We start from the raw sequence: 21732 nt of genomic DNA on the forward strand, positions 1-21732 counted from the left end.
TGTGTGCCCTTGTGCCCCCTTTCAGCCGCGCAATGCGGTAAGCTTGTTAGTCAGGCCAGCAGGCAGGGCTGCTGCCGCAGCGGGCGGCGGGCAGGTCCCAGTTCATTGCCGTTCCGTTTAGGCTGAGCGGAGCTGCAAGCCGGTGTCCTGGTCCCCAGCCGCTGCGTTCAATAAGCTGTGAATAATCTCCATCTCCCGGCCCGCCAATATCCGGGCCATTGGCAGACTTTTCCATCCCTGCAAGCAATTCTGCCGTCCGGGCAAGGGACAGCCGGGCGGAAGGGACTGCCGCACCCCGCGCCGCGGCTGTAAGTGCGGACAACACTGCAGCGGCCATAAGGTATCCGGTTGCATGGTCCAGCGCCTGTACCGGTAAAGGGTGGGGGGTGCCGGACCCAGCCCAGTCGCGGCCTGCATCGGCGATGCCAGCGCTCATTTGCACCAGACTGTCAAATCCGCGCCGCGCGGACCAAGGACCGGTCCATCCATAGGCATCCAGTGACACCTCTACTGCGCCGGGTGCAAGCTGCCGGCGTGTGTCTGCGTCATATCCTAAGTTGTCCAGCGCGCCGGGCCTGTAGCCGTGCGCAATCACATCAGCCTGCGCAAGCAAGGTTTCGAAAACCAGCCGGTCTTCGCCTTTGGTCAGGTCAAGCGCGGCCATGTGTTTGCCTAGCGAAACATCGGTGATCACACCGGGTTCGTCCCAGCCGGGCGGGTCGATGCGCAGTACATCAGCACCAAAACCGGCCAGAGTTCGAGTGGAGACGGGCCCGGCAATAACGCGCGTCAGATCGAGCAACCGCAAACCGGCAAGCGGGCGTTCTGCAGTTGCCTGCGGCCGGTCTCTCAGATGGATGGGCCGGGGGGAAATCCAGTGAGTCAGCGGCTCTGCCGCCACGGCGCGGCCTTGAGGGTGTTGCCGCCACTCCGAGCGGCTGCGCATTGCGGCGGCCACGCCGCCTGCAGCCACGGTTGCGCTCTCCAGGCTGTCAGCCTGCCAGTGCCTAACCGCAGCGGTCACGGCCTTCCGCGTGCCTGCGCAGCCAAGCACTTGCAGCGCGGCCTGGCGGTGATGCGGCAAGTTGGTATGCAAGCGGATCCAACCGTCCTGTGTTTCGTATACGCCTGCTATTGCGTCCCAAAGGTTTGGCAGCTCCCAGCCCTCAGGCCGGAAACTGTAGCCGAACCAGAGCGCGGCCAAGCGCTGATCAACCGTGACTTCCGGCGCAGACGGAGCAAGGTTGAGCACTTCTATCAGCCTGGCCAGTTCCAGCCCAACCGCCGCGATCGAGGCGTTAGCCAGTTCGGTGACCGCAAAGGCACTGAGCCATTGGCCGCTGCCAGTCAGGCGGAATTGGTCCGCTGCGGGGAGTGCAGTTAGCAGGCTCAATGCTGATAGGGATCAAGGCTATCGCGCAGCCCGTCGCCAAGGAAATTGAAAGCAAGCACGACAACGACAATAGGCAACATCGGAATGGCCAGCCAGGGGTAGATCTCGACAGAAGTGAGGTTCTGGGCGTCATTCAGCATCACACCCCAGCTGACCGCCGGCGCACGCAAGCCGAGCCCGAGAAAGGACAATGCGGTTTCGCCCAGGATCATTGCCGGGATCGATAAGGTGGCCGAGGCGATCAGATGAGACATGAAGTTGGGAAGCAGATGCTTGCGGATCACCCGCCCGGAAGAGGCACCCATCATCTCCGCCGCACGGACGTATTCCTCTTCCCGAAGCGACAGGAATTTGGCACGCACGGAACGGGCCAGTCCAGGCCAGTCGAGAATGCCGAGAATGATGGAGATGATGAAAAACACCGCAACCGGTGACCAGTTCGAGGGAACCGCAGCGGACAGGGCGAGCCACAAGGGCAGTTCAGGCAGCGATCTAAGGATCTCGATCACCCGGTTCACAGCCCAGTCGACACGGCCGCCGAAGTACCCGGCGACACTGCCGAAGAAGATACCAAGAACGAAAGATACGGTAATCCCGATCAGGCCAACTGTCAGGGATAATTGCGCGCCGTAGGAAACGCGGCTGAAGATGTCGCGGCCCAGGCGGTCGGAGCCCATAATGAAAATTGTCGCCTCTTCGCTGGCGCAGAACAGGTGCCGGTTGCTTTCTATGAAGCCTGCGAGGTTATAGGTGCTGCCTTCACAGAAAAACTTGAGCTTGAGCGGGCGCGAGGTGTCCGGCTTGAATTCCCACTGGAAGGTCTCGAGGTTGGCCTCAGAGGTCATCGGGTAGACGAAGGGGCCGACAAACTCGCCCTCGTGGAAAAGTTTGATCGATTGCGGCGGTGAGTAGAGGTGTTCTGAAAACCGCTGGTTGGGTCCGTAAGGCGCGATAAAGCCGGCAAAGGGGATCAGGAAATAAGCAACAAAGAGGAAGATGCCGGAAATCAGACCCAGCTTGTGGGTCTTGAACTTGCGCCAGACCAGCAGCCAGTTCGGGGCGTCCAGATCCTTGCGCTCCAGCTCCAGCAGCGAGGCCTGGGGGTCGAAGGGTTCGTCATCGACAAAACGTCCGTCGGGCAGATGTGTCATGCGTCGCGCCCTTCGTAACGGATTCTGGGATCAAGCAGCACCAGCAGCACATCCGAAATCATGGTGCCGATCAGGGTGAGCAGCGCGACGAACATCAGCACGAAACCAGACAGGAACATATCCTGGGTCTTGAGCGCAGTCAGCAGAGTCGGGCCTATGGTCTGCAGGCCCAGCACCACAGAAACGAGGACCGAACCGGAGATCATGGAAGGCAGCAGATTGCCGATGTCGGCAACAAAGGGGTTGAAGGCTACCCGCAGCGGGTACTTTGCCAGCATGCGGGATGGCGCCATACCCTTGGCAATTGCGGTCTCCACATAAGGCTTACCCAGCTCATCCAGCATGTTGGCGCGCAGCCGCTGCATCATCGCAGATGCGCCGGCAGTACCAATCACGAAGGTCGGAACAATGAGGTGCACCAGAATGGATTTCACCTTGTCCCAGTTCATGGGCATCCCCTCGTATTCTGGGGCCATAAGCCCTCCGATCGGCAGGTCAAACCACCGGTGTCCGTAATAGAACAGGATCAAGGCCAGCAGAAAGTTCGGAGTGGCGAGGCCGAGGTAGCCGACAAAGGCTGTGGTGTAGTCGACCCAGGTACGGGCACGGGCAGCCGCCAGAACGCCCAGGGGCAGGGCAACGGCATAGACAAAGACCACCGCGGCCAGGTTCACCAGCACCGTCAGCCACAAACTGTCGCCAACGATATCAGCCACGGGGCTGTCAAATTCGAATGACCAGCCGAAATTGCCCTGGATCATGCCGGAAAACCCGTGCGGCCCCGGCATGAAACCCATCCAGATCATGTACTGCTGCCAAAGCGGCTTATCGAGCGCATATTCCTTGCGCAGGAATTCCGCCTTGGCAACGCCCGCGGACTGTCCGGTCGCTTGCAACTCGGCGATCTGGTTCGACAAGTAGTCGCCGGGCGGCAGGTTGATGATGAAAAAAATCAGCACCGACACCACCAGGAGTGTCATCAGCATGGTGCCAAAGCGGTAGATGGCATATCGCACTATTTCCATCAGTCCAAGCCATCCTCGAAGTAGAACTCGTCCGGCCGGTAGACGCCGAAATGTGCGCCGGGATCCCAGGCCCAAATCGCCTGCTCCGGCACGTTGCGCAGCCGCTTGCTTACGACCACCGGCTGAGGTGCGGCGGCAACCACACCGATGGCGTAGACTTGATCGGCGTGGATCTGCAGCATGGCGCGCCAGGCTGCGAGGCGCTCATCCTTTGTCGTGGCCATGTCCCAGTCCTGCAGGAGGGAAAGCAGCTGCTGGGCCGGTTCCATGTCTGGCGGCTCCCCTGCGCTGCCGCCGGTCTGATAATACTGACCCCATTTCGGCCATGACAAAAAGACCTGGTCTGTGGGGGCAAGGTACACTGGTGACGTGTAGGACTGGGGCAGGCCGTTGTCCCAGCCGAACCAGGCAGAGGCCATGGAGTTGCCGGAAAAGACCCGGTTTCTCAAAATGTCGCGGTCCAGCGGGCGCATGATGAGTTTTACCCCGACATCACGCCAGTCATCAGCAATAATCTGCAGAGCGTTCTCCACCTCCTGCCGCTCGCCTGCAGTTTCGACGATCAATTCCATCAGGCGCCCGTCGGGAAGATAGCGGATGCCATAACCATCCTTTTCGGTTAACCCGGCTTCGTCCAGCAGGCGGTTTGCCTGCTCCGGATTAAACTCGGCCCATGCATTGCGCAGCGCGGGGTCGAACAACTCGCTTTGTTCCAGCACCGTCATGGCGCCGGGCTTGGCCAAGTTGAAGTAAAGTGCCCGGTTGATAGCGCGGCGGTTAATTGCAAGGGACAAGGCGCGCCGTACCCGCACATCGCGCAAAATTTCACGCCAGAGAGGGTCCCGGGTGTTCAGGTTCGGGTAAATGGCGATCTGCGAAGCAGCGCCGTTACCCCAGAGGTATGTCTTGTAGCCGGAGTTGTCTTTTTCACCCTTGCGCAGAATGGGAATGTCGCGAAAGTCCAGCCCGCGGGCCTGCAGATCCGCTTCCCCTGCATTCGACTTGGCGGCTACCAGCCCGGAGGTGACGATCTCCATCTCAACAGTGTCAATGTAGGGCAGTTGGACGCCGTGGCTGTCGATCCGGTGGTAATAGGGGTTACGCACAAACTGGTGGCGGATCTTTTTGCCGGGTGAGGCGTTGATCCAGGGTTGAAGCGTCGGAAGCTCGTGATTGTCGAACTTGTACATGTTGTCGTACTTGTTGTGCAGAGCAGCCCAGCTTTTTACGCGTGCGTAATCGACCTCTTCTTCCAGAACCGCTGGGTCGGCATAGTCCGCATGGAATTGCTTCAAGTACTTGGCCGGACGGTAGATAAATGGCGGTCGGGCCTGCGCCAGCATATGCAGGAAGCTGGGGTTTGGGTCGTCCCATTCATAGACTACCGTTGTTTCGTCAGGGAAACTCACCCGCGGCAGCTTTCCCATCACTCTCAGAAAATCCGGCGGGCCGGCAGGGCTCAAAAGCTCGTTATTTGCAACATCGTCCCACCAGTAACGGAAATCGTCAGAAGTGAACGGGTCGCCGTTGGACCAGCGATGCCCGGGCCGCAGCTTCAGCGTGTAGCGGCGGTTCCCTTCGTTTTCGTATCCCAGAAGGATGTCCGGCTTTAGCTGGTATTTCTCGTCGTAGCCTGCCAGCCGCGCGTATCCGTAGACCACCATCTGCCGGATGTCCTTGGAACGCGTGACCATTGTATTGAGCGTTCCGCCCTGAATGCCGAACTCCCGGCCCTTGGCAGCCAGATCCACCACCAGCGGCACGTCGGGCAGTCGTTTGGCGGCGGGCGGCAGGTACCCTGCCTTAACCTCGGAGCGCCAGAAACTGCTTTCCTGCACCGTGATGTCCGCTAGCGCGGGCAATGGCGCAATGCAGAAGACGGCAGCCAGCACGGGTTTCAGGGCATCAAGCATGGCAGCGCACCTTGTGGCCAGGTTCCAGGTGTTTCAATCCCACCAGGGGCGGGGCTTCAGCGCCGTCGAACCGGAATGCATCGGGCCAATGTTCGGGTGCGCCCGCCCCCTGAGCCACCAGCTTCAGGTCGATCGGCCGGTCGATATCAGGCTCGGGCTGGGCGGCGATCAGCGCCTTGGTATAGGGGTGCTGAGGATTGTAGAACAAAGTTTCCGGCGGTGCCTGCTCCACGATCAGCCCGCGCCGCATTACCGCAACCTCATCAGCGATACGTGCCACGACAGCAAGGTCATGGCTGATGAAGAGATAGGACAGATTTTGCTGGTCACGGATTTCTTCCAGCAGGCGCAGGATCTGTTCCTGAACAGAGACATCCAGTGCCGACGTCGGTTCGTCGCAAACAATCAGTGCAGGATCCAGCATCAAGGCGCGCGCAATCGACAGGCGCTGGCGCTGACCGCCGGAAAATGCATGCGGGTAACGCTTCAGCATATCGGGCGACAGACCTACTAGGCGCAGCATTTCCGCAGCTTTGTCGCGACGCTCGGCCCGGGAAGCAATGCGATGGATATCCAGCGGTTCCATCAGCGTGTCTTGAATGCGCATCCGTGGTGACAGGGATGAGTACGGGTCCTGGAACACCATCTGGGCCTGTTTCTGGAAGGCAGTCCGCGTCTCCCGGTTCATGTCATGCACTGTAACCGGCGGCAAGCTGGGGTCGGGCCGGAACAGCACCTCACCGCCGGGATCAGGCGGCTCTGCTCCTAAAGCTATGCGGGCGGCGGTGGTCTTGCCTGACCCGCTCTCTCCGACGATAGCCAGTGTCTCGCCGCGGGTCACCCGCAGATCAATTTCACGGCACGCATGGATCAGGGTCGGCGCTTGCCAGCCCTTACCCGCCCGCAGCGTGTAAGTCTTGGAGACGGATTTCATCTCCATTATCAGGTCTTCACGTGAAGGTGGAATTGCGACGACTTCGGCATCCGGAATTTCCGGTGCGGCATCAAACAATGCCTTGGTGTAGGGATGGGCAGGTGCCCGCAGCATGGGTTCGGCGCGCCCGGATTCCATGACCCGGCCCTTGTGCATGACCACCACCTGCTCGGCCATGTTCGCAACTACACCCAGATCATGAGTCACAAGGATCATCGCCATGCCGGTTTCGCGCTGCAGGTCCTTCATCAGTCCCAGAACCTGAGCCTGCGTAGTCACGTCGAGCGCGGTGGTCGGTTCGTCGGCGATCAGCAGGTCCGGTTTGGCCACCATTGCCATGGCGATCATTGCCCGCTGGCGCATGCCGCCGGACAATTCAAACGGATAGGAGCGGTAGGTGCGTTCTGGCTCTGGAAAGCCAACCCGCTCAAAGCACTCCAGGACTACATCACGCGCCTCGCGTTCGGATTTGCGCCCATGCAGCCACAAAACCTCGGACACCTGGTTGCCGATCCGGTGCAGAGGCGACAAGGACCGCATCGGCTCCTGAAAAATCATCGATATGGTATTGCCGCGTACATCACGCATCTCGCGTTCAGCCAGCGAAGCCAAATCCAGTTTTTTGCCGCGGGTTTCCAGCAGGATCCGTCCGGACCGCAGTTGCGCCACCTTCGGGAGTATGCGCAGCACTGCGCGGCAGGAAACCGTCTTGCCGGAGCCGCTCTCCCCAACCAGGGCAAGCGTTTCCCCTGGCTGGACAGCAAAGCTCACGTCTTTGACAACGGAGTCTCCTTTGCCAAAACCGATGCTGAGGTTTTCGACGGACAGCAACGGGCGCATTCAGATTTGTCCGCCGAGCTGGTTCAAGGCGCTCATGAGATCGTGTTTTCCCCTGTTTTTTTCATCACCTTCGCGCGCCAAAGGCCGTTTAGTCAAACCCCATTTGGCCTGGCGCCGGCTTCGCAAGGGGAATTTTGCCAAGCTGTAAAAAGCGTTGCAGGCTCCGGCAAGCTTGGAGGCGTGCTTTTAAAGCGATTGAGGAGGCATTCAGGATGTTGCGCCAGAGACCGGTCAAAATTTGTCACGATGGCGTGCAGGCGGGCATGAGCCGTCTGTACAGCCTGATAGCCCGGCCGCTTTTGCGTGTGTCGCGGAAGCCACTCAATCCTGGTAGCAAGCTCAGGCATATCGGGTTGCTCTGTTGGCGCAGACGGGCGGCCCGGCATAGAGTGGCGGAAACGCAAATGATCTGAAAGGCCGCTCATGGCGCAAAAACCTGTTCTGCACCGGGATGACCCGGAGGCCGAGCCGCTGGTCGGTAATATCAAGGTTACCCGCAACGATTGGCTGAACGTTGCGATGGATGTGCTGATCTCTGACGGGGTGGAACAGGTCAAGGTGCTGGCACTGGCGGAGCGGATGCAGGTTTCGCGGTCTTCCTTCTATTGGTATTTCAAGTCGCGCCAGGATCTTCTGGATGCGCTTCTGAAAACCTGGGAACAGACCAATACAGCGGGCATGGTGCGTCAGGCGGAGGCGCCGGCCAAGACCATCACCGGGGCGGTTCTGAACGTTTTCCATTGCATCACCAATCCCAACTTGTTCAATACAGCGCTGGATTTTGCGGTGCGTGACTGGTCGCGCCGCTCCGGCAAGGTGCGCAGCCTGCTGGACCGGTCCGACCGGCGCCGGGTTGAGGCGCTAACAGCGATGTTTGCCCGCTATGGCTACCCAGAGCGTGAGGCCATGACCCGCGCAAAGGTGCTGTATTACATGCAACTGGGCTACGACATGGCGGACCCGAACGAAAGCCATGCCCACCGTCTGGAAGTGACGCCAGAATATCTTAAGGTGTTCACAGGACGGGAACCGCTGGCTGAGGAAATGGATGCCTTTACCGAGTTCACGCGCCAGCACTGGGATATCTGATAGCCCAACGCCGGCTTGTGACAGACTTGCTTACAGGCCGCGCAGCGCTTCATCTGCTGCTGTGCGGACCTTTTTGGCGGCCTCCAGGCGTACCGGGCCATAACCGCGGATTTCCATCGGTGCCTGCAGGATTTCCATGCACGCGTCATGCGTCTTCGGGGTGTAGCGCGTGGCAACGGAGCGGAGGGCTTCTTCGTACCATCCCAGCAAGTCACGGTGCAGGCGGGCTTCCTCATGATAGCCAAAGACGTTGAAAGCGGTGCCGCGCAGGCGGCGTGCTTTGACCAGCAGGTTCAGGGCTGGGCGCAGCCAGGGGCCGAATGAGCGCTTCAGCGGTCGGCCGCGGGTATCCTTCCTGCGGCTCAAAAGCGGCGGCGCGAGGTGGTAGTTGACCTTAAAGTCGCCCTCGAATTCGCCTTCGATCTGATGACGGAACTTCTCGCTGGTCAGCAGACGCGCAACTTCGAATTCGTCTTTGTAGGCCATCAATTTGAACAAAGACCGGGCCGCTGCTGTCGTCAGCTGCTCCTGCACCTCAGCAGGCAAAGCGTCGCGGAACCTTGCCAGCGTGTCCTGATACCGCGACGCATATGCGGTATCCTGATATCCGGTCAGGAAGGCAGCGCGCCGGTCAACCAGCTCCTTTAGAGTTTCGTCCTGTTCCGGAGCTTCCTTGTAGATGCTCTCCACCAGCGCCGGGTCCGCTGCCATGGCACGCCCGATGGCGAAAGCGAGGCGGTTTTTTTCGATCGCTACACCATTCAGCTCAATTGCCTGATCCAGCGCGACCGCGCTCACTGGCACCAGCCCCTTCTGCCAAGCAAAGCCAAGCATCATGACATTGGCCAAAACTGCGTCTCCGAGCATTGCCTCAGCGGCTTCGTTGGCATTGAAACCAGACAGGTTCTGCGGCCCCACTGCTTCTGCGATGGTTTTTTCACGGACCCCAGCCATCAGGTCGGCGTCGCGGCGCAGAACCAGATCACCAGTAGGCATTTCCGCCCGGTTCAGCACTACCTTGGTACCGGGGCGGTAGTGGACCGAAGCCTTGGGCGCAGAGCTGACGACAACGTCGCAGCCGATGACGGCAGACGCGCCGCCCTGATCAATCCGCACCTGGTTCAGCGTGTCCGGGGAACTGGACAGCCGGATGTAGCTCAGCACGGTGCCGAATTTTTGCGCAAACCCGGTGAAGTCCAGAACGCTCGATCCCTTGCCCTCCAGATGCGCTGCCATGGTGATCAGCGCCCCTACCGTGACAACGCCAGTGCCGCCCACCCCGGTGACGAGCAGATCAAACGGCTCTGCCAGGGAGGGAAGGTCCGGGGCGGGCAACCGGGCCGCTAGTTTGGCGGCGTCCAGCCCGGCAGGCTTCTTCTTGCGCCGGGTTGCGCCCTCGACGGTGACGAAGCTGGGGCAGAAGCCGTTGAGGCAAGAGAAATCCTTGTTACAGGTGGAGAGGTTGATCTTGCGTTTGCGCCCGAACGGCGTCTCCTTTGGCTCCACGCTCAGGCAGTTGGATTCAACCGAGCAATCGCCGCAACCCTCACAGACCAAGTCGTTGATGAAGGCAAACCGTTTCGGGTCCTCCATCTTGCCGCGCTTGCGGCGGCGGCGTTTTTCGGTGGCGCAGGTCTGCTCGTAGATCAGTACGGTGACGCCGGGGATGTTGCGCAGCTCACGCTGCACCGTGTCCAGTTCCGCACGGTCATGGAAGGTGGTGCCGCTCGGGAAATCCCCTTGGCTGAACTTGCCGATGTTGTCTGAGATCAGGGCAATTCGCTGCACGCCTTCTGCGCGGCAGGTCTGGGCGATGCCATGGACTGAGACCGGTCCGTCCACCGGCTGGCCGCCGGTCATCGCCACCGCGTCGTTATACAGGATCTTGTAGGTGATGTTGATGCCGGCCGCGACCGCCTGGCGGATCGCCAGCGAGCCGGAGTGATACCAGGTGCCTTCGCCGAGGTTCTGAAACACATGCTTGTTTCCATTGAACTGCGAGGTAACGGTCCACGGCACGCCTTCACCGCCCATCTGGGCATAGCCGGCGGTTTCGCGGTCCATCCAGCTGGCCATTACATGGCAGCCGATGCCCGAGAAAGCCTTGGATCCTTCCGGCAGCTTGGTAGATGTGTTGTGCGGACAGCCGGAACAGAAGTAGGGCGTGCGGGTGGCGCCGGGAACGTTCAGCACTTTCGGCGGTTCAGCAGTTAGCGCAGCGGCTTTGGCCGGCAGGTTCTCTTCCGGAAAAAACTTGTCCAGGCGTGCAGCCACAATGGGCGCCAGCAGCAGCGGACTCAGCTCACCGGTCCACGGGATCAGCGGCTCGCCCTGGCTGTCGTATTTGCCGACCATCTTCTCCGGCTTGCTGCCGGGCCAGTCGTAGAAGTTTTCCTTGAACTGGCTTTCGATGATGCCGCGTTTTTCTTCGACAACCAGCACTTCCTGTTTGCCTTTCACGAACTTCAGCGCATCGGTGCGGTCCAGCGGCCAGACCATGCCGACCTTGTAGATGTCGATACCCAGGCGGCGGCAGGCGGCCTCGTCCAGACCCAGAAGCCGCAGCGCCTCCATCAGGTCCAGATGCCCCTTGCCGGTGGAGACAAAGCCGAAACGGGCGTCCTTGATGTCATAGATCCGTTTGTCGATCGGGTTGGCCTCGGCAAAGGCGCGCACCGCGTCCAGCTTGGCGTGGATGCGGGTTTCGATTTCAGGCGAGGGCAGGTCGGCCCGGCGGATATGCAGACCGCCTGGGTAATCCGGCAGCTCCGGGTAGATGAATTCTCGGTCCGGCTGCAGCTCCACCGAGCGCGCGCTCTCCACGGTTTCCGACACCGCCTTGAAGCCGACCCAGGTGCCTGAGTAGCGGGACAGGGCAAAGCCGTATTCGCCAAAGGTCAGGTATTCGGACACATCTGCCGGGTTCAGTACCGGCATGAACCAGGACATGAAGGCCACGTCTGATTGGTGTGGCATCGAGGAGCTGACGCAGCCGTGGTCATCGCCGGCAACAACAAGGACACCGCCTCTGGCAGATGAGCCGTATGCGTTGCCGTGTTTCAGTGCATCGCCGGACCGGTCCACACCCGGGCCCTTTCCGTACCACATTGAAAACACGCCCTCGACCTCGCAGTGCGGGTCCAGAATGGCCTGCTGAGCACCCAGAACGGCAGTGGCGCCCAAGTCTTCGTTAACGGCAGGCATGAACTTGATACGGTTCTCCTGCATCCGCTCTTTGGCGCGCCAGAATTCCAGATCGACCCCGCCGAGCGGCGAGCCGCGGTAGCCGGAGACAAATCCTGCGGTGTTCAGGCCTGCTTCCTTGTCGCGGCGGGCCTGGTCCAGCATCACCCGGGCCAGTGCCTGGGTGCCGGTCAGGAACACCCGGCCCTTGGTCATCTCGTAACGGTCGTTCAGCTTGTAGCTGCGGAAATCGTGGCTCAGCTCGGTCATCGCGGCGGAATCCTTGCGCGGAAGATGTGTTTTCCGGAAAAGTAATCCACGAAGGCTGAAAAGATTTGCCTGATTTACTGGTTTCGCAATCTCTTGTGGTTGTGCTATCCAAAGTTCGTCTACTTTGTGGAAAAAATGACCGGAAAATGAAGATCGACGACCGCGACCGCCGGATTCTGACGCTGCTTCAGGAAGATTCTCGCATCTCCAATGCCGACCTGGCAGAGGCCGTTGGCATGTCACCGTCAGCCCTTTGGCGACGGGTGAGAGCGCTTGAAGAGGCAGGGATCATCGAACGCTACGGTGCCGTGGTGAACGCGCCAGCCATGGGGCTCGGATTCCAGGCTATCGTGCATGTGCATCTGACACGGCATGATCCGGACAAGCTGGTGGAGTTCATCCGCGCGGTGGAAACCAGCCCGTTGGTGCAGGAATGCTACGCCACGACTGGCCAGGCGGACTATCATCTGAGGGTGCTAGCCCCGGATCTGGAGGCCTACAACCGGTTTCTGGAAAGCTTCCTGTTCCGGCTGCCTGCGGTCGCCAGCGCCCAGACCAATGTCGTTCTGCGGACGATCAAGCGGGACAAGCCCATAGTGCCCTGAAAAAAGCGCTAGCAGCGCATGGTTATCCACCCGGCGGATATGCCGTCTGCCGAGAAGAGGGACAGGAGTGTTTCTCCAAAGAAGAACACCAGAGAATTCTTTTGGCATCTTCTTTGCAAAAAGAACCCAGGGCAGGGTACGGCCCTAAACTGGAGTTTCTATCACATTGCAGCGTATTTCACCCATGCCCAGGCCATGGCGATATAGGTAAGCTGGTGCAGCGCCTGGTCCGATCCCATGGCTTGCCAAAACATTGGTTGCTGCGGGTTTAGCTTCTTGCGCTCAGAAAAGCGGGCTTTGCCAAAGTCGATGTGGAAATGGACCACCCATTCCAGCGCGGCCAGCACCAGGATGAACATCACTGGTGCGCCGAAAAGAAGGAATATCAAGGCGGATCCTACAATATGAACACCGGCATGCTGCGCGCGGCCCATGTGCGCATAAGCGCAGCGGCCAGACAGCATCTTGGGAGTCTGCAGGAAAAAGTCGGCAAACAGGTGCTTCACCTGCAAAGCGCAGAGCAGCAGCAGAACGGATCCGACATATTCCGGCAAACCAATAAGTCTCCTGAAAGTATACTTGGCTGGAACCTTACGGATTTTTTGGCGTCTGGCAAATGTTGCGGCTGCAAGGTTCCGTAACGGGACAAGGCCGGTTTCTGCCCATTGCCTGTGCCGGTCAAACCGCGCTACCCATAGAACAGCCTTGCCTGATGCCGCCAATTACGGAGCTTTCCCCATCGAGCGCTCTCTATTCCGCTTCATCTGGAAATACTCAAAACGCGACCAGCTGATACTGCTTGTCGTGACTGCCTGCTTGTTTCCGCTGCTTTACCTGACGCTGGAACTCCCCAAACGGATCATCAACGACGCGATCGGCGCCGAAAGCTCAACCATCACGGTGCTGGGGCAAAGTTTCGATCAGCTGACCTTCCTTTGGATCCTATGCGGGGCTTTCCTGCTATCGGTGCTGTGCCACGGCCTGCTGAAAATGCGGATCAATACCATGAAGGGGGTGCTGGCAGAGCGGATGCTGCGCCGTTTCCGGTATCAGTTGATCGCCCGTGTGTTGCGCTTCCCTCAACCCTATTTTGAACGGGTCAGCCAGGGTGAGTTGGTGTCCATGGTCACATCTGAGTCAGAGCCGATGGGCGGGCTGATGGGGGATGCGGTCAGCCAGCCGGTGCTGCAGGCAGGCCAGATGCTGACAATCCTGTTTTTTCTGTTTCTGCAGAACTTCTGGTTCGGAATGGCAGCGATTGCGCTGATTCCGCTGCAGGGGTGGCTGATCCCGATGCTGCAGCGGCAGATCAACCTGCTGAACAAAAAACGCATCAAGCAGGTGCGGGCATTGGCCACGGAAATCGGTGAAAGCGCTGCGGGGGCGTCGACACTCAGGATCAACGGCGGCTGGCGCTACCGGATGGCGATCATCACCGCCCGGCTGGGGCGGCTTTATGAGATCCGCTTCGTGATCTACCAGAAAAAGTTCTTTATGAAGTTTCTCAACAACTTCATCACTCAGCTGACCCCGTTTTTCTTCTATGCGGTCGGCGGCTATCTGGTCTTGCAGGGCAAGGTGTCGCTGGGCGCGCTGGTGGCGGCTCTGGCGGCCTACAAGGATCTGGCATCGCCGTGGAAGGAACTACTGGCCTATTACAATCAGACCCAGGACATGAGCCTGCGCTGGGAGGTAATTCTGGAGCGCTTTGCACCTCAGGGTATGGTCGATGAAAACCTGCTCTGCGGTGAGCCCGAGGAACTGGGCCGGCTGCAAGGCGATGTGAAACTTGACTCTGTCAGTGTCCGGGACACTGACGGCAATCTGGTTTTGGAAGAGCTGAGCGCCACTTTCCCCGCTGGGCAGGTTGTTGGCATTGCGGCACCTTCCGAGGAAGACCGGCGTGCCCTGGCGGAATTGCTGACCCGTGAAATCCTGCCATCCTCCGGAACGGTGACGGTAGCAGAGGAAAGCCTCGCCGGGCTGCACCAGGCAACCGTCGCAGCACGCATCGGCTACGCCACTTCGCGTCCGGTTCTGTTTCAGGGGTCTTTTGGAGACAACGTGATGATGCCGATGCGGATGCGCCCGCGGGGTGAGGCACGCAATCTTCAAGAGCTGGAAATCGCGAAGCTTGCCGGCAACAGCCCGGACCCATTTGATGCACCATGGCTGGATCCCGAACTGGCAGGGTTCTCCAGTGAGGACGAGCTTCGCGGATGGTGGCTGAAACTCGTCGAAGGCATTGGCTCGGACACCGCGCTGTTCCGCCGCGGCATTGATCAGTATTTCGAAGCGCCGGCGCACCCGGACCTGGCTGAGCAGCTGGTCAAGCTGCGCCCGGCGGTGCGCAAAGCGGTCGTGGAAGCCGGTCTGGACGTGCATGTCCATTTTCTGGACGAGGAAAGCTATAACCCGGCCTTGCCGGTTGCCGAAAACCTTCTGTTCGCAGCTTCGCAGGAAGCTATGACGGGTGAGATGCTGCACCGGCAGGAAGAATTCCTGGACCAGCTTAAACAGCTGGGGCTGGATGAGGGGCTGGTAGCACTGACCCGCGATGTGGTCGAAATGCTGCGGCAGATTTTCGGCATGGACGGCACTGGCCACCCGCTTTTCCGCAAGCTGGGTCTGGACGTGGACGCTTATGAGGCCGCACTTGCGCTGGCTGATAAGCCCGGTGCAACTGATGCCGCCAAGCTCAGCCGGGAGGAATTGGCGCAACTGTTAATCGTGCCTTTCACAATCTCGGCAGAACAGATCGGCCCGGCCTTCGAGGATGGAATGAAGGAGCGCATCCTTGGCTTCCGCCGCAGCCACGGCGACAGCCTGCTCAAGGCGCTGGGCGCCGGGTTCGTGCCTTTCAGCGAAGAAACCTTTGCCCCCAGTCTGACAGTTCTTGAAAATGCCCTTTTCGGCAAAATTTCCGACGCGGCCGGGGCCAAGGCAGACGAGGTGCGCAAGCTTGTTTCGGATCTGATGGTCCGCGAGGACTTACGCGACCAGGTGGTGGAACTGATCTTTGACATGCCGATCGCCGTGGGCGGACAGGGGCTGGCGGCCAGTTTCGCCGAGCCGCTTGCTTTCTGCCGGGCAACGATCAAACGGCCGGATATCCTGATCCTCGACTCCGCGATGGCCAGCTATGATCTGGAAACCCGCGTTGCGGTTCATAAGAACCTGCGCAAGCTATTGCCGGACACGACTCTGATTTACCTGGCACCCAGTTTCCAAAGCCCAGATGTATTCGACGTCTTCTACGAATTGCGCCAAGGCCGACTGGTCAGCGATGAAGCACAAGCCGCCGCAACAGCGGACGGGGCAGCGAGCCAGGATCTGGCGCGCAAGCTGCGGGCGCTGGAGCAGACAGAGCTGTTTTCCGGCCTGAACCGCCGTCAGCTGCGCCTGCTTGCCTTCGGCGCACGCTGGTATGAGGCCAAGGCTGGCGAGGTGGTCTTTCTAAAAGACGACGAGGCAACCGATGGCGCCTACATGATCCTGGAGGGCGAAGCCGGGCTGCATTTGCCGCAGGAGGGTGAAGAAGATCGTCTGATTGCTACCGTGGGCCCGGGAAGACTGGTCGGCGAATTGGGACTGATCCGTCATGAGCCGCGGGCATTGAGCATGACTGCAACGACTGACTTGCGCTGCTTGCGGATCGGTGAGGAAGAATTCCTGGCGGTGGTCGAAAACGATGCCTCCACGGCGTTCAAGCTGTTGCAGGTGGTGGCGGGTTACGTCTCCAACTGATCCTCAAAACAAGGAAGGCAAAAATGAAGCTGCTGCGATACCGGTCGCGCGAAGGGACAAGGCCAGGACTTCTGGACAGCAGTGGTGCCATCCGGGATCTGTCAGCCCATATTCCGGACATCACCGGCCCTGTGCTGGATGACGCAACACTGGCCAGGCTGGCAGCGCTGGACAGCGCAACCCTGCCGGTCGTCGAAGGAACACCGGACTTGGAGTCTTGCGTTGGGCAAGTGGGAAAATTTCTTGGTATCGGCCTTAATTATACTGACCACGCAGAGGAAATGGGGATGGCGCTTCCCGAACATCCGATCCTCTTCCTCAAGGCCGCCTCTTCGATAGCCGGGGCGAATGACGATGTGATCTTGCCACGCGGTTCAGTTGCTGCGGATTGGGAAGTGGAACTGGGCGTGGTGATCGGCACCGCAGCTAAGTACGTTTCCGAGGAACAGGCGCTGGACCATGTTGCTGGATATTGTGTGATCAACGATGTGTCAGAGCGGGATTTCCAGACCAAGCTGACGGGGCAATGGACCAAAGGAAAAAGCTGCGACACCTTCGGCCCCATAGGCCCTTGGCTTGTGACACGGGATGAAGTGCCAGACCCGCAGAACCTGTGGCTGACGTGTGATGTGAACGGCGAAAGGCGCCAGACTGGCAGCACCAGTCGAATGGTGTTCACTGTGGCACAGATCATTTCGCATCTGAGCCAGCTGATGACGCTGCATCCGGGTGATGTGATCGCAACCGGAACCCCGCCCGGCGTCGGCATGGGGGCCAAGCCCGAACCGGACTATCTGAAACCCGGTGATGTGATGCGCCTGGAGATCGAAGGGCTAGGAGTGCAAATTCAAAGGGTCAGAGCTGACGAGGAGTAGACCGCGTTGAGGCACCTCCCGGCCAACCAAATCCGGAGTTGTTCGCTTGGCCTCAATAGGGATCGGTAGTTTACGCTTAGGTATCGCTGCAGAACTGTTTGTATAGCAATGCAATCATCTCTTCCGTGTTGCCGTTGTTCAATGAGTAGTAAACCGCTTTGCCTTCGCGCCGTGGCTTGACCAGCCCGTCTTCCCGCAGCCGGGCCAGCATCTGGCTCACTGCCGCCTGGCGCATATTCAATAACGCTTCCAGTTCGCTGACCGATTTTTCCCCTGCACTCAAGTAGCACAGGATCATTAGCCTTCCTTCATGTGCAAGAGTCTTGAGGAAGGCCGTTGCGGCGGCAGCACTCTCCTGCATGTTTGCTTCCGGCGGGCTGCCGGTATTGTTTGACGGGGACACTGCTTCATTTCCTGCAATTATTTTCCCGCAGCTTGCCCCCTTCATGTGGTCAAGTCATCCAGCAGTTGCGTTTCATGCCATGATCGGCGGAGAGCCACCGGTGACATCCGTGCAATCGGCATGGCAAAGCCATCCGAGGCGATCTCCGCAAAATGAGGAAAGGCGGCAGAAGCAAGCCTTGCAATTTGCGGTGCCAAGGCTTTTGCAGCGCTTTGCCGCCGTATCCTGGGGGGTCAGCCAGAGGTGCTCCCACGGCTGAACACAACAACATTGCGCTTTGCGCTTCCTGTCTTCGTGTCGGCAATCGCTTCGTTGATCTGGTCCAACGACCAGCGGCCGGAAATCAGCTCATCCAGCTTCAGCCGCCCCTGTTGATACAAATCCACAATCCAGGGAATGTCCCGTTGGATCACTGTGTCGCCCATCTTGGAACCGATCAGCCCCTGACCCAAGGCGGCGAGCACGACGGGTTCGTAAACGGCCTTCGCTCCCGAGTGCGGCATTCCGATCAGCACCGCCTTGCCGCCTCGAGTCAGGTAGCGGAGCGCCTGGTCGTAGGCCGGTATTGCGCCGACGGTGACCAGCACTGCATCCGCGCCGCGCCCGCCCAGAGCTTTCCAGGCGGCCTTCCAGGGTTTGTCTTCGGTTGCAAGAACCCCATGTGTCGCGCCGAATTCCTTTGCGGCCTCAAGTTTTTCCGGGTTCATGTCTACAGCGACGATGCGGCGGGCGCCGGCGATCCGGGCACCCTGTATGGCATTGAGGCCGACGCCGCCTGCGCCGATGACAACCACGTCCTGGCCTGCGCGCAGCCCGGCGGCATTGACTGCCGCCCCAACACCGGTGATCACCCCGCAGGAAATCAGCGCTGCCGCGTCCTTGCTCATGTCTGCGGGGATCTTCACAATCTGACGCTGGTCCACCACAACTTTCTCGGCAAACGCGCCGCAAGCCATCGCTTGATCCAGCGGTTCACCGCTGGACGTTCTTAGTGGTCCGTTCACAGTGTCATAGGGGGTTTCGCAGATCACCGGCTTGCCGCCCGCGCAGGAAGGGCAGGTGCCGCAGCTGCGGATCAGTGTGACCACCACGGAATCGCCAGCGCTGAAACCCTGCACGCCTGCACCGACCCCGGAGATCACCCCGGCGGCCTCGTGGCCGTAAACCGCAGGCAGATGCCCGCCCCAGGCGCCTTCGGCAAAGGAAATGTCACTGTGGCAGATTGCAACCGCGTCCAGCGTGACCTCGACTTCACCCGTGCCGGGCGGCGCCAGCTGCACGTCCTCGATGACCAGCGGGGCGCCGAATTCATGGCAGACAGCGGCTTTGATGGTTTGCATGATTATCCTCCCCGTTTGCAGTCAGGGTGACGCGCCGGGGTGGTTGCATCAAGCGGGAATGTGCAGGGCGGGACGCGTTGTAACGTCACGGAAGTCGCCCTGCGCGCTGCCGGGCGCAATCCTGTCAGGGATTGCGCAGGTTGCCGGTTTTCTTGCTGAACTGAAGGGCCTCCCAGGGGGCATGGCCCATCTGCCTGGCGGGGGCAAACAAGGCATCCGAATCCAGGTCCGGATAGTCCCGCGCCACAAGATCCCGCAGCGGGGTTTGCGAGGCCTGAGCCTCCTGGCACAAGGTTTTGACCGCCGCCTGGGCATCGGGCCGCGGCATTTGTCCAGCCAGGATAAAGCTCAGCGCTTCGGCGTGGATCAGGCCCAGCCCGGACGACAGCGCGGCCGCCATGGCCTCAGCGCGCGGCGCAATGCTCGCGCACAGCTCCTTTCCGGTTCTTGCGGCAGCTGCCGCACCCAGAACGATCTGAGGCAGGCACATCCATTCGGTGAACCAGGCCGCACCGTCGCGCTGATGCTGCTGCATTGAGGCGCCCTGAAGGACAGAGAACAAGCCGCTGCCCTGCCGGGCCAGCGCCGCCAGCATCGAGGGGAACACCGGGTTCTGCTTCTGCGGCATGGTGGAAGAGGCGCCGGCTCCGCCGAGCGAAATCTCCTGAACCCCGCTTTGCGCCAGCGCAGTGCAGTCTTCGCCGATTTTGCCAAAGGCCAGTGTCACGCGGAGCATCCAGTCCGCGATGCGCAGCACCGGTGTGCGGTCGGTGTGCCAGCTGCGCCCCGGATCCTGCAAGGCCAGCCCCCTTGCCATGGCGGCGCGTACCTCTGCCGCCTTCATTCCCAGCGCGCTGGACGTGCCCGCCGCGCCGGACAGGGACACCATCAGGCAGGATTGCCGCAATCCGGGCAGCTCTTCCAGCAGGTTCAGCAGCGGGGTGCCCCAAGCCGCCGCCACCGCGCCGAAGCTGGTAGGGGTTGCATGCTGCCCGTAGGTGCGGGCGGCCATCGGCAGCTCCGCATGCATCTTGGCGAGTTTGCTAAGCGATAGCACCGCGGCCTTCACGTCCGCCTCGACCAGCGCCAGAACTTGACGCAGCCGTAGCATCAGGGCGCTATCCATGATGTCTTGCGAGGTCGCGCCCCAATGCACGTACTGAGCATGCTCGGGCGCCTTCATTTCTTCGCGAAACGCGGCCACCAGCCCCGGCACCGGCACGCCGTTCTGCCCCGCGGGCCGTTTAAGCACGCCCGGGTCAACGGCGATCTCGACCACAGCGCGTCCGATCGCGGCGGCACTTTCCTGCGGGATCACACCTGCCTCGCCTTGCGCCTTGGCCAGCGCACCCTCCACCAGCAGCATGGCGCGTACTTCGGCACTGTCTGAAAACAGGCGGCTGGCTTCGCCGCTGCTGAATAGGCCGCTATAGATTTGGCTGTCAAAGACAGAACCTGCCATCAGAAGTCCTTTGCAATCTGCCCCATCAGCTCTGCCAGACCTTCTGGGTCGGCGAAGAAGGGCGAATGGGATGTGTTCAAATCATGTGCCCGCCCGGGCGGCAGGCGGGCCGCCATCTGAGCCTGGTATTCCGGCGGAATGACCCGGTCTTTGGTGCAGCGGATGTAGGTTTTGGGCATGCCCTCGAACCGTTCGCTCAGGCGGAGCGGCGTGTCCTGCGGCAGGATTGGCTGTGCACAGAGGTTTTCCATGGCAAAGCGCACCGCTTCGGCCGGACAGTCGTGATAGAACAGGTCCGGCGTGGTCTCCGGCACCAGGCTGTATGCGGTGCCTGCCTCGTTCTTGCGGGTCGCGCCTTCCAGGGTCTGCCGGGGCCCTGCCTTGCGCATGCCGATAAGGGACATGCCGCTGACCGGCAGATAGGCGCAAAGGTAGATCAGCCCGCGCAATCGCTCTGGATGCGCCTCTGCGGCCGCAGAAATGGGAAAACCGCCCCAGGAATGCCCGACGATCAGGGTGTCAGGAGTGGAGGCTGCGGCAATTGCCTCTGCCGTTTCGGCCAATGTGACCCCTGCGGGATCGCGCCCGTCGGCATGGCCGGGCAGGCTCGTGGTGCGGGCCGTGTGGCCGCGGGCCTCCAGCGCCGGGATCACATCGCGCCAGCACCAGGGGCCGTGGCAGGAACCATGAACAAGAAGAAACTCAGCCAATGTGTCCGGTCTCCCTCAGGAAGGCCGTCAGGCGCTCAGCGTATTCATCCGGCTGCTCGACACAGGGAATGTGGCCCGCGCGCCGGATCAGGTGGAATTGGCTGCCTGGGATCAGGTTCACCGTCTCGCGCACCAGGTCGGGCGGGGTGGAGCCGTCTTCTGATCCTGCGATGCCCAGGCAGGGCAGCCTCAGCCCGCTGGTGGGAGTATAGAAGTCGGTGCCCGCAATTGCCGCGCAGCAGCCTGCGTAGCCGTCGCGCGATTGCTGCACCAGCATATTGCGCCACAATTGCAGCTCAGGCGTGGCACGGAAACCGCGGGCAAACCAGCGCTCCATCACTGCATCGGCCAGCGCCTCGATGCCGTCTCTTTGAACGGCCTGGACGCGCTCTTTCCACATCTCGGCGGTGCCGATCTTGGCGGCGGTGTTTGACAGCACTAGCGCACGGATCTGGTCCAGCCGCTTCACCGCCAGTCCCTGCGCGATCATGCCGCCGATCGACAGGCCCACGAACATGCAGTCGCGCACCTCCAGGTGGTCCATCAGCCGCTCCGCATCTCGCACCAGCGCACCCATCGAGTACGGTGCAGATGGGCAGGAGGACAGTCCGTGCCCGCGCTTGTCATACCGGATGATGCGCAGGCCTGACGGAAGCCGCTTTACCACAGCATCCCAGACCCTCAGGTCCGTGCCGAGCGAGTTGGCAAACACGATGGGGGCGCCGCCTGCGTCACCGTCAACGCGGTAGTGAAGCTGGACATCGCCCAGGTCTGCAATCTGCATGGGGTACC

At 60.6% G+C, this 21732-nt stretch carries 16 protein-coding genes; 4 read left to right on the forward strand and 12 right to left on the reverse strand.

The features are described from left to right. Positions 1–46: 46 nt before the first annotated feature. The 5 genes from GC1_RS10940 to GC1_RS10960 are packed head-to-tail and all read right to left on the reverse strand — an operon-like array spanning position 47 to position 7256. Positions 47–1393: a CoA transferase gene (locus tag GC1_RS10940; RefSeq protein ID WP_019297213.1), complete on the reverse strand. Its 1347-nt coding sequence runs from the start codon at positions 1391–1393 to the stop codon at positions 47–49. Then, positions 1390–2544 (reverse strand): ABC transporter permease, encoded by a 1155-nt coding sequence (locus GC1_RS10945; RefSeq protein WP_019297212.1) that lies wholly within the window; start codon positions 2542–2544, stop codon positions 1390–1392. Before GC1_RS10945 ends, GC1_RS10940 begins: the two co-directional genes overlap by 4 nt. Next, on the reverse strand, positions 2541–3569 hold the full coding sequence (locus tag GC1_RS10950) for an ABC transporter permease (protein ID WP_019297211.1): 1029 nt from the start codon (positions 3567–3569) through the stop codon (positions 2541–2543). The genes GC1_RS10945 and GC1_RS10950 overlap by 4 nt, the downstream gene beginning before the upstream one ends. Next, entirely contained in the window at positions 3569–5482 is a 1914-nt protein-coding gene (locus GC1_RS10955; protein ID WP_019297210.1) for an ABC transporter substrate-binding protein, read from the reverse strand. The genes GC1_RS10950 and GC1_RS10955 overlap by 1 nt, the downstream gene beginning before the upstream one ends. Next, the gene (locus GC1_RS10960; RefSeq protein WP_019297209.1) at positions 5475–7256 is read right to left on the reverse strand and encodes an ABC transporter ATP-binding protein; all 1782 of its coding nucleotides are present in this window, start codon (positions 7254–7256) and stop codon (positions 5475–5477) included. The genes GC1_RS10955 and GC1_RS10960 overlap by 8 nt, the downstream gene beginning before the upstream one ends. A gap of 423 nt (positions 7257–7679) precedes the next feature. On the opposite strand from GC1_RS10960, the gene GC1_RS10965 reads away from it, so the two are divergent. Beyond that, the gene (locus GC1_RS10965) at positions 7680–8345 is read left to right on the forward strand and encodes a TetR/AcrR family transcriptional regulator (RefSeq protein ID WP_019297208.1); all 666 of its coding nucleotides are present in this window, start codon (positions 7680–7682) and stop codon (positions 8343–8345) included. A gap of 30 nt (positions 8346–8375) precedes the next feature. On the opposite strand, the gene GC1_RS10970 is transcribed toward GC1_RS10965, so the two are convergent. Beyond that, entirely contained in the window at positions 8376–11798 is a 3423-nt protein-coding gene (locus tag GC1_RS10970) for an indolepyruvate ferredoxin oxidoreductase family protein (protein WP_019297207.1), read from the reverse strand. Between the two features lie 146 nt (positions 11799–11944). Here GC1_RS10970 and GC1_RS10975 point away from each other — a divergent pair, with 146 nt between their 5' ends. Continuing rightward, entirely contained in the window at positions 11945–12403 is a 459-nt protein-coding gene (locus tag GC1_RS10975; RefSeq protein WP_019297206.1) for an Lrp/AsnC family transcriptional regulator, read from the forward strand. A gap of 161 nt (positions 12404–12564) precedes the next feature. On the opposite strand, the gene GC1_RS10980 is transcribed toward GC1_RS10975, so the two are convergent. After that, complete coding sequence (locus GC1_RS10980; RefSeq protein ID WP_019297205.1) at positions 12565–12957, reverse strand: DUF3307 domain-containing protein; 393 nt, start codon at positions 12955–12957, stop codon at positions 12565–12567. A 151-nt stretch (positions 12958–13108) separates the two neighbouring features. On the opposite strand from GC1_RS10980, the gene GC1_RS10985 reads away from it, so the two are divergent. Both GC1_RS10985 and GC1_RS10990 read left to right on the forward strand, forming a co-directional pair. Further along, complete coding sequence (locus tag GC1_RS10985) at positions 13109–16150, forward strand: ABC transporter transmembrane domain-containing protein (protein WP_019297204.1); 3042 nt, start codon at positions 13109–13111, stop codon at positions 16148–16150. Positions 16151–16173: 23 nt separating this feature from the next. Further along, complete coding sequence (locus GC1_RS10990; RefSeq protein WP_019297203.1) at positions 16174–17025, forward strand: fumarylacetoacetate hydrolase family protein; 852 nt, start codon at positions 16174–16176, stop codon at positions 17023–17025. 76 nt (positions 17026–17101) lie between these two features. On the opposite strand, the gene GC1_RS10995 is transcribed toward GC1_RS10990, so the two are convergent. From GC1_RS10995 to pcaD, 5 genes are all read right to left on the reverse strand, one after another. Continuing rightward, entirely contained in the window at positions 17102–17473 is a 372-nt protein-coding gene (locus GC1_RS10995) for a metalloregulator ArsR/SmtB family transcription factor (RefSeq protein ID WP_019297202.1), read from the reverse strand. 188 nt (positions 17474–17661) lie between these two features. After that, positions 17662–18768, reverse strand: coding sequence for a Zn-dependent alcohol dehydrogenase (locus tag GC1_RS11000; RefSeq protein WP_019297200.1), 1107 nt, complete (start codon positions 18766–18768; stop codon positions 17662–17664). A 124-nt stretch (positions 18769–18892) separates the two neighbouring features. After that, positions 18893–20230, reverse strand: a complete 1338-nt coding sequence (locus GC1_RS11005) for a lyase family protein (protein WP_019297199.1) — start codon at positions 20228–20230, stop codon at positions 18893–18895. Then, positions 20230–20940 (reverse strand): alpha/beta fold hydrolase, encoded by a 711-nt coding sequence (locus GC1_RS11010; protein ID WP_019297198.1) that lies wholly within the window; start codon positions 20938–20940, stop codon positions 20230–20232. Before GC1_RS11010 ends, GC1_RS11005 begins: the two co-directional genes overlap by 1 nt. Continuing rightward, positions 20933–21724 (reverse strand): 3-oxoadipate enol-lactonase, encoded by a 792-nt coding sequence (gene pcaD, locus GC1_RS11015; RefSeq protein ID WP_019297197.1) that lies wholly within the window; start codon positions 21722–21724, stop codon positions 20933–20935. Before pcaD ends, GC1_RS11010 begins: the two co-directional genes overlap by 8 nt. Positions 21725–21732 lie beyond the last annotated feature (8 nt).

The sequence above is a fragment of the Leisingera sp. ANG1 genome (assembly GCF_000203975.2).
In the GTDB taxonomy this organism is placed as follows: Bacteria; Pseudomonadota; Alphaproteobacteria; order Rhodobacterales; family Rhodobacteraceae; genus Leisingera.

Bases quoted from the DNA above. Each gene is read 5' to 3' on its own strand.
- GC1_RS10945 (WP_019297212.1), bottom strand. From the start codon at position 2,544: ATGACACATCTGCCCGACGGACGTTTTGTCGATGACGAACCCTTCGAC.
- GC1_RS10950 (WP_019297211.1), bottom strand. From the start codon at position 3,569: ATGGAAATAGTGCGATATGCCATCTACCGCTTTGGCACCATGCTGATG.
- GC1_RS10955 (WP_019297210.1), bottom strand. From the start codon at position 5,482: ATGCTTGATGCCCTGAAACCCGTGCTGGCTGCCGTCTTCTGCATTGCG.
- GC1_RS10960 (WP_019297209.1), bottom strand. From the start codon at position 7,256: ATGCGCCCGTTGCTGTCCGTCGAAAACCTCAGCATCGGTTTTGGCAAA.
- GC1_RS10965 (WP_019297208.1), top strand. From the start codon at position 7,680: ATGGCGCAAAAACCTGTTCTGCACCGGGATGACCCGGAGGCCGAGCCG.
- GC1_RS10970 (WP_019297207.1), bottom strand. From the start codon at position 11,798: ATGACCGAGCTGAGCCACGATTTCCGCAGCTACAAGCTGAACGACCGT.
- GC1_RS10975 (WP_019297206.1), top strand. From the start codon at position 11,945: ATGAAGATCGACGACCGCGACCGCCGGATTCTGACGCTGCTTCAGGAA.
- GC1_RS10990 (WP_019297203.1), top strand. From the start codon at position 16,174: ATGAAGCTGCTGCGATACCGGTCGCGCGAAGGGACAAGGCCAGGACTT.
- GC1_RS10995 (WP_019297202.1), bottom strand. From the start codon at position 17,473: ATGAAGGGGGCAAGCTGCGGGAAAATAATTGCAGGAAATGAAGCAGTG.
- GC1_RS11000 (WP_019297200.1), bottom strand. From the start codon at position 18,768: ATGCAAACCATCAAAGCCGCTGTCTGCCATGAATTCGGCGCCCCGCTG.
- GC1_RS11005 (WP_019297199.1), bottom strand. From the start codon at position 20,230: ATGGCAGGTTCTGTCTTTGACAGCCAAATCTATAGCGGCCTATTCAGC.
- pcaD (WP_019297197.1), bottom strand. From the start codon at position 21,724: ATGCAGATTGCAGACCTGGGCGATGTCCAGCTTCACTACCGCGTTGAC.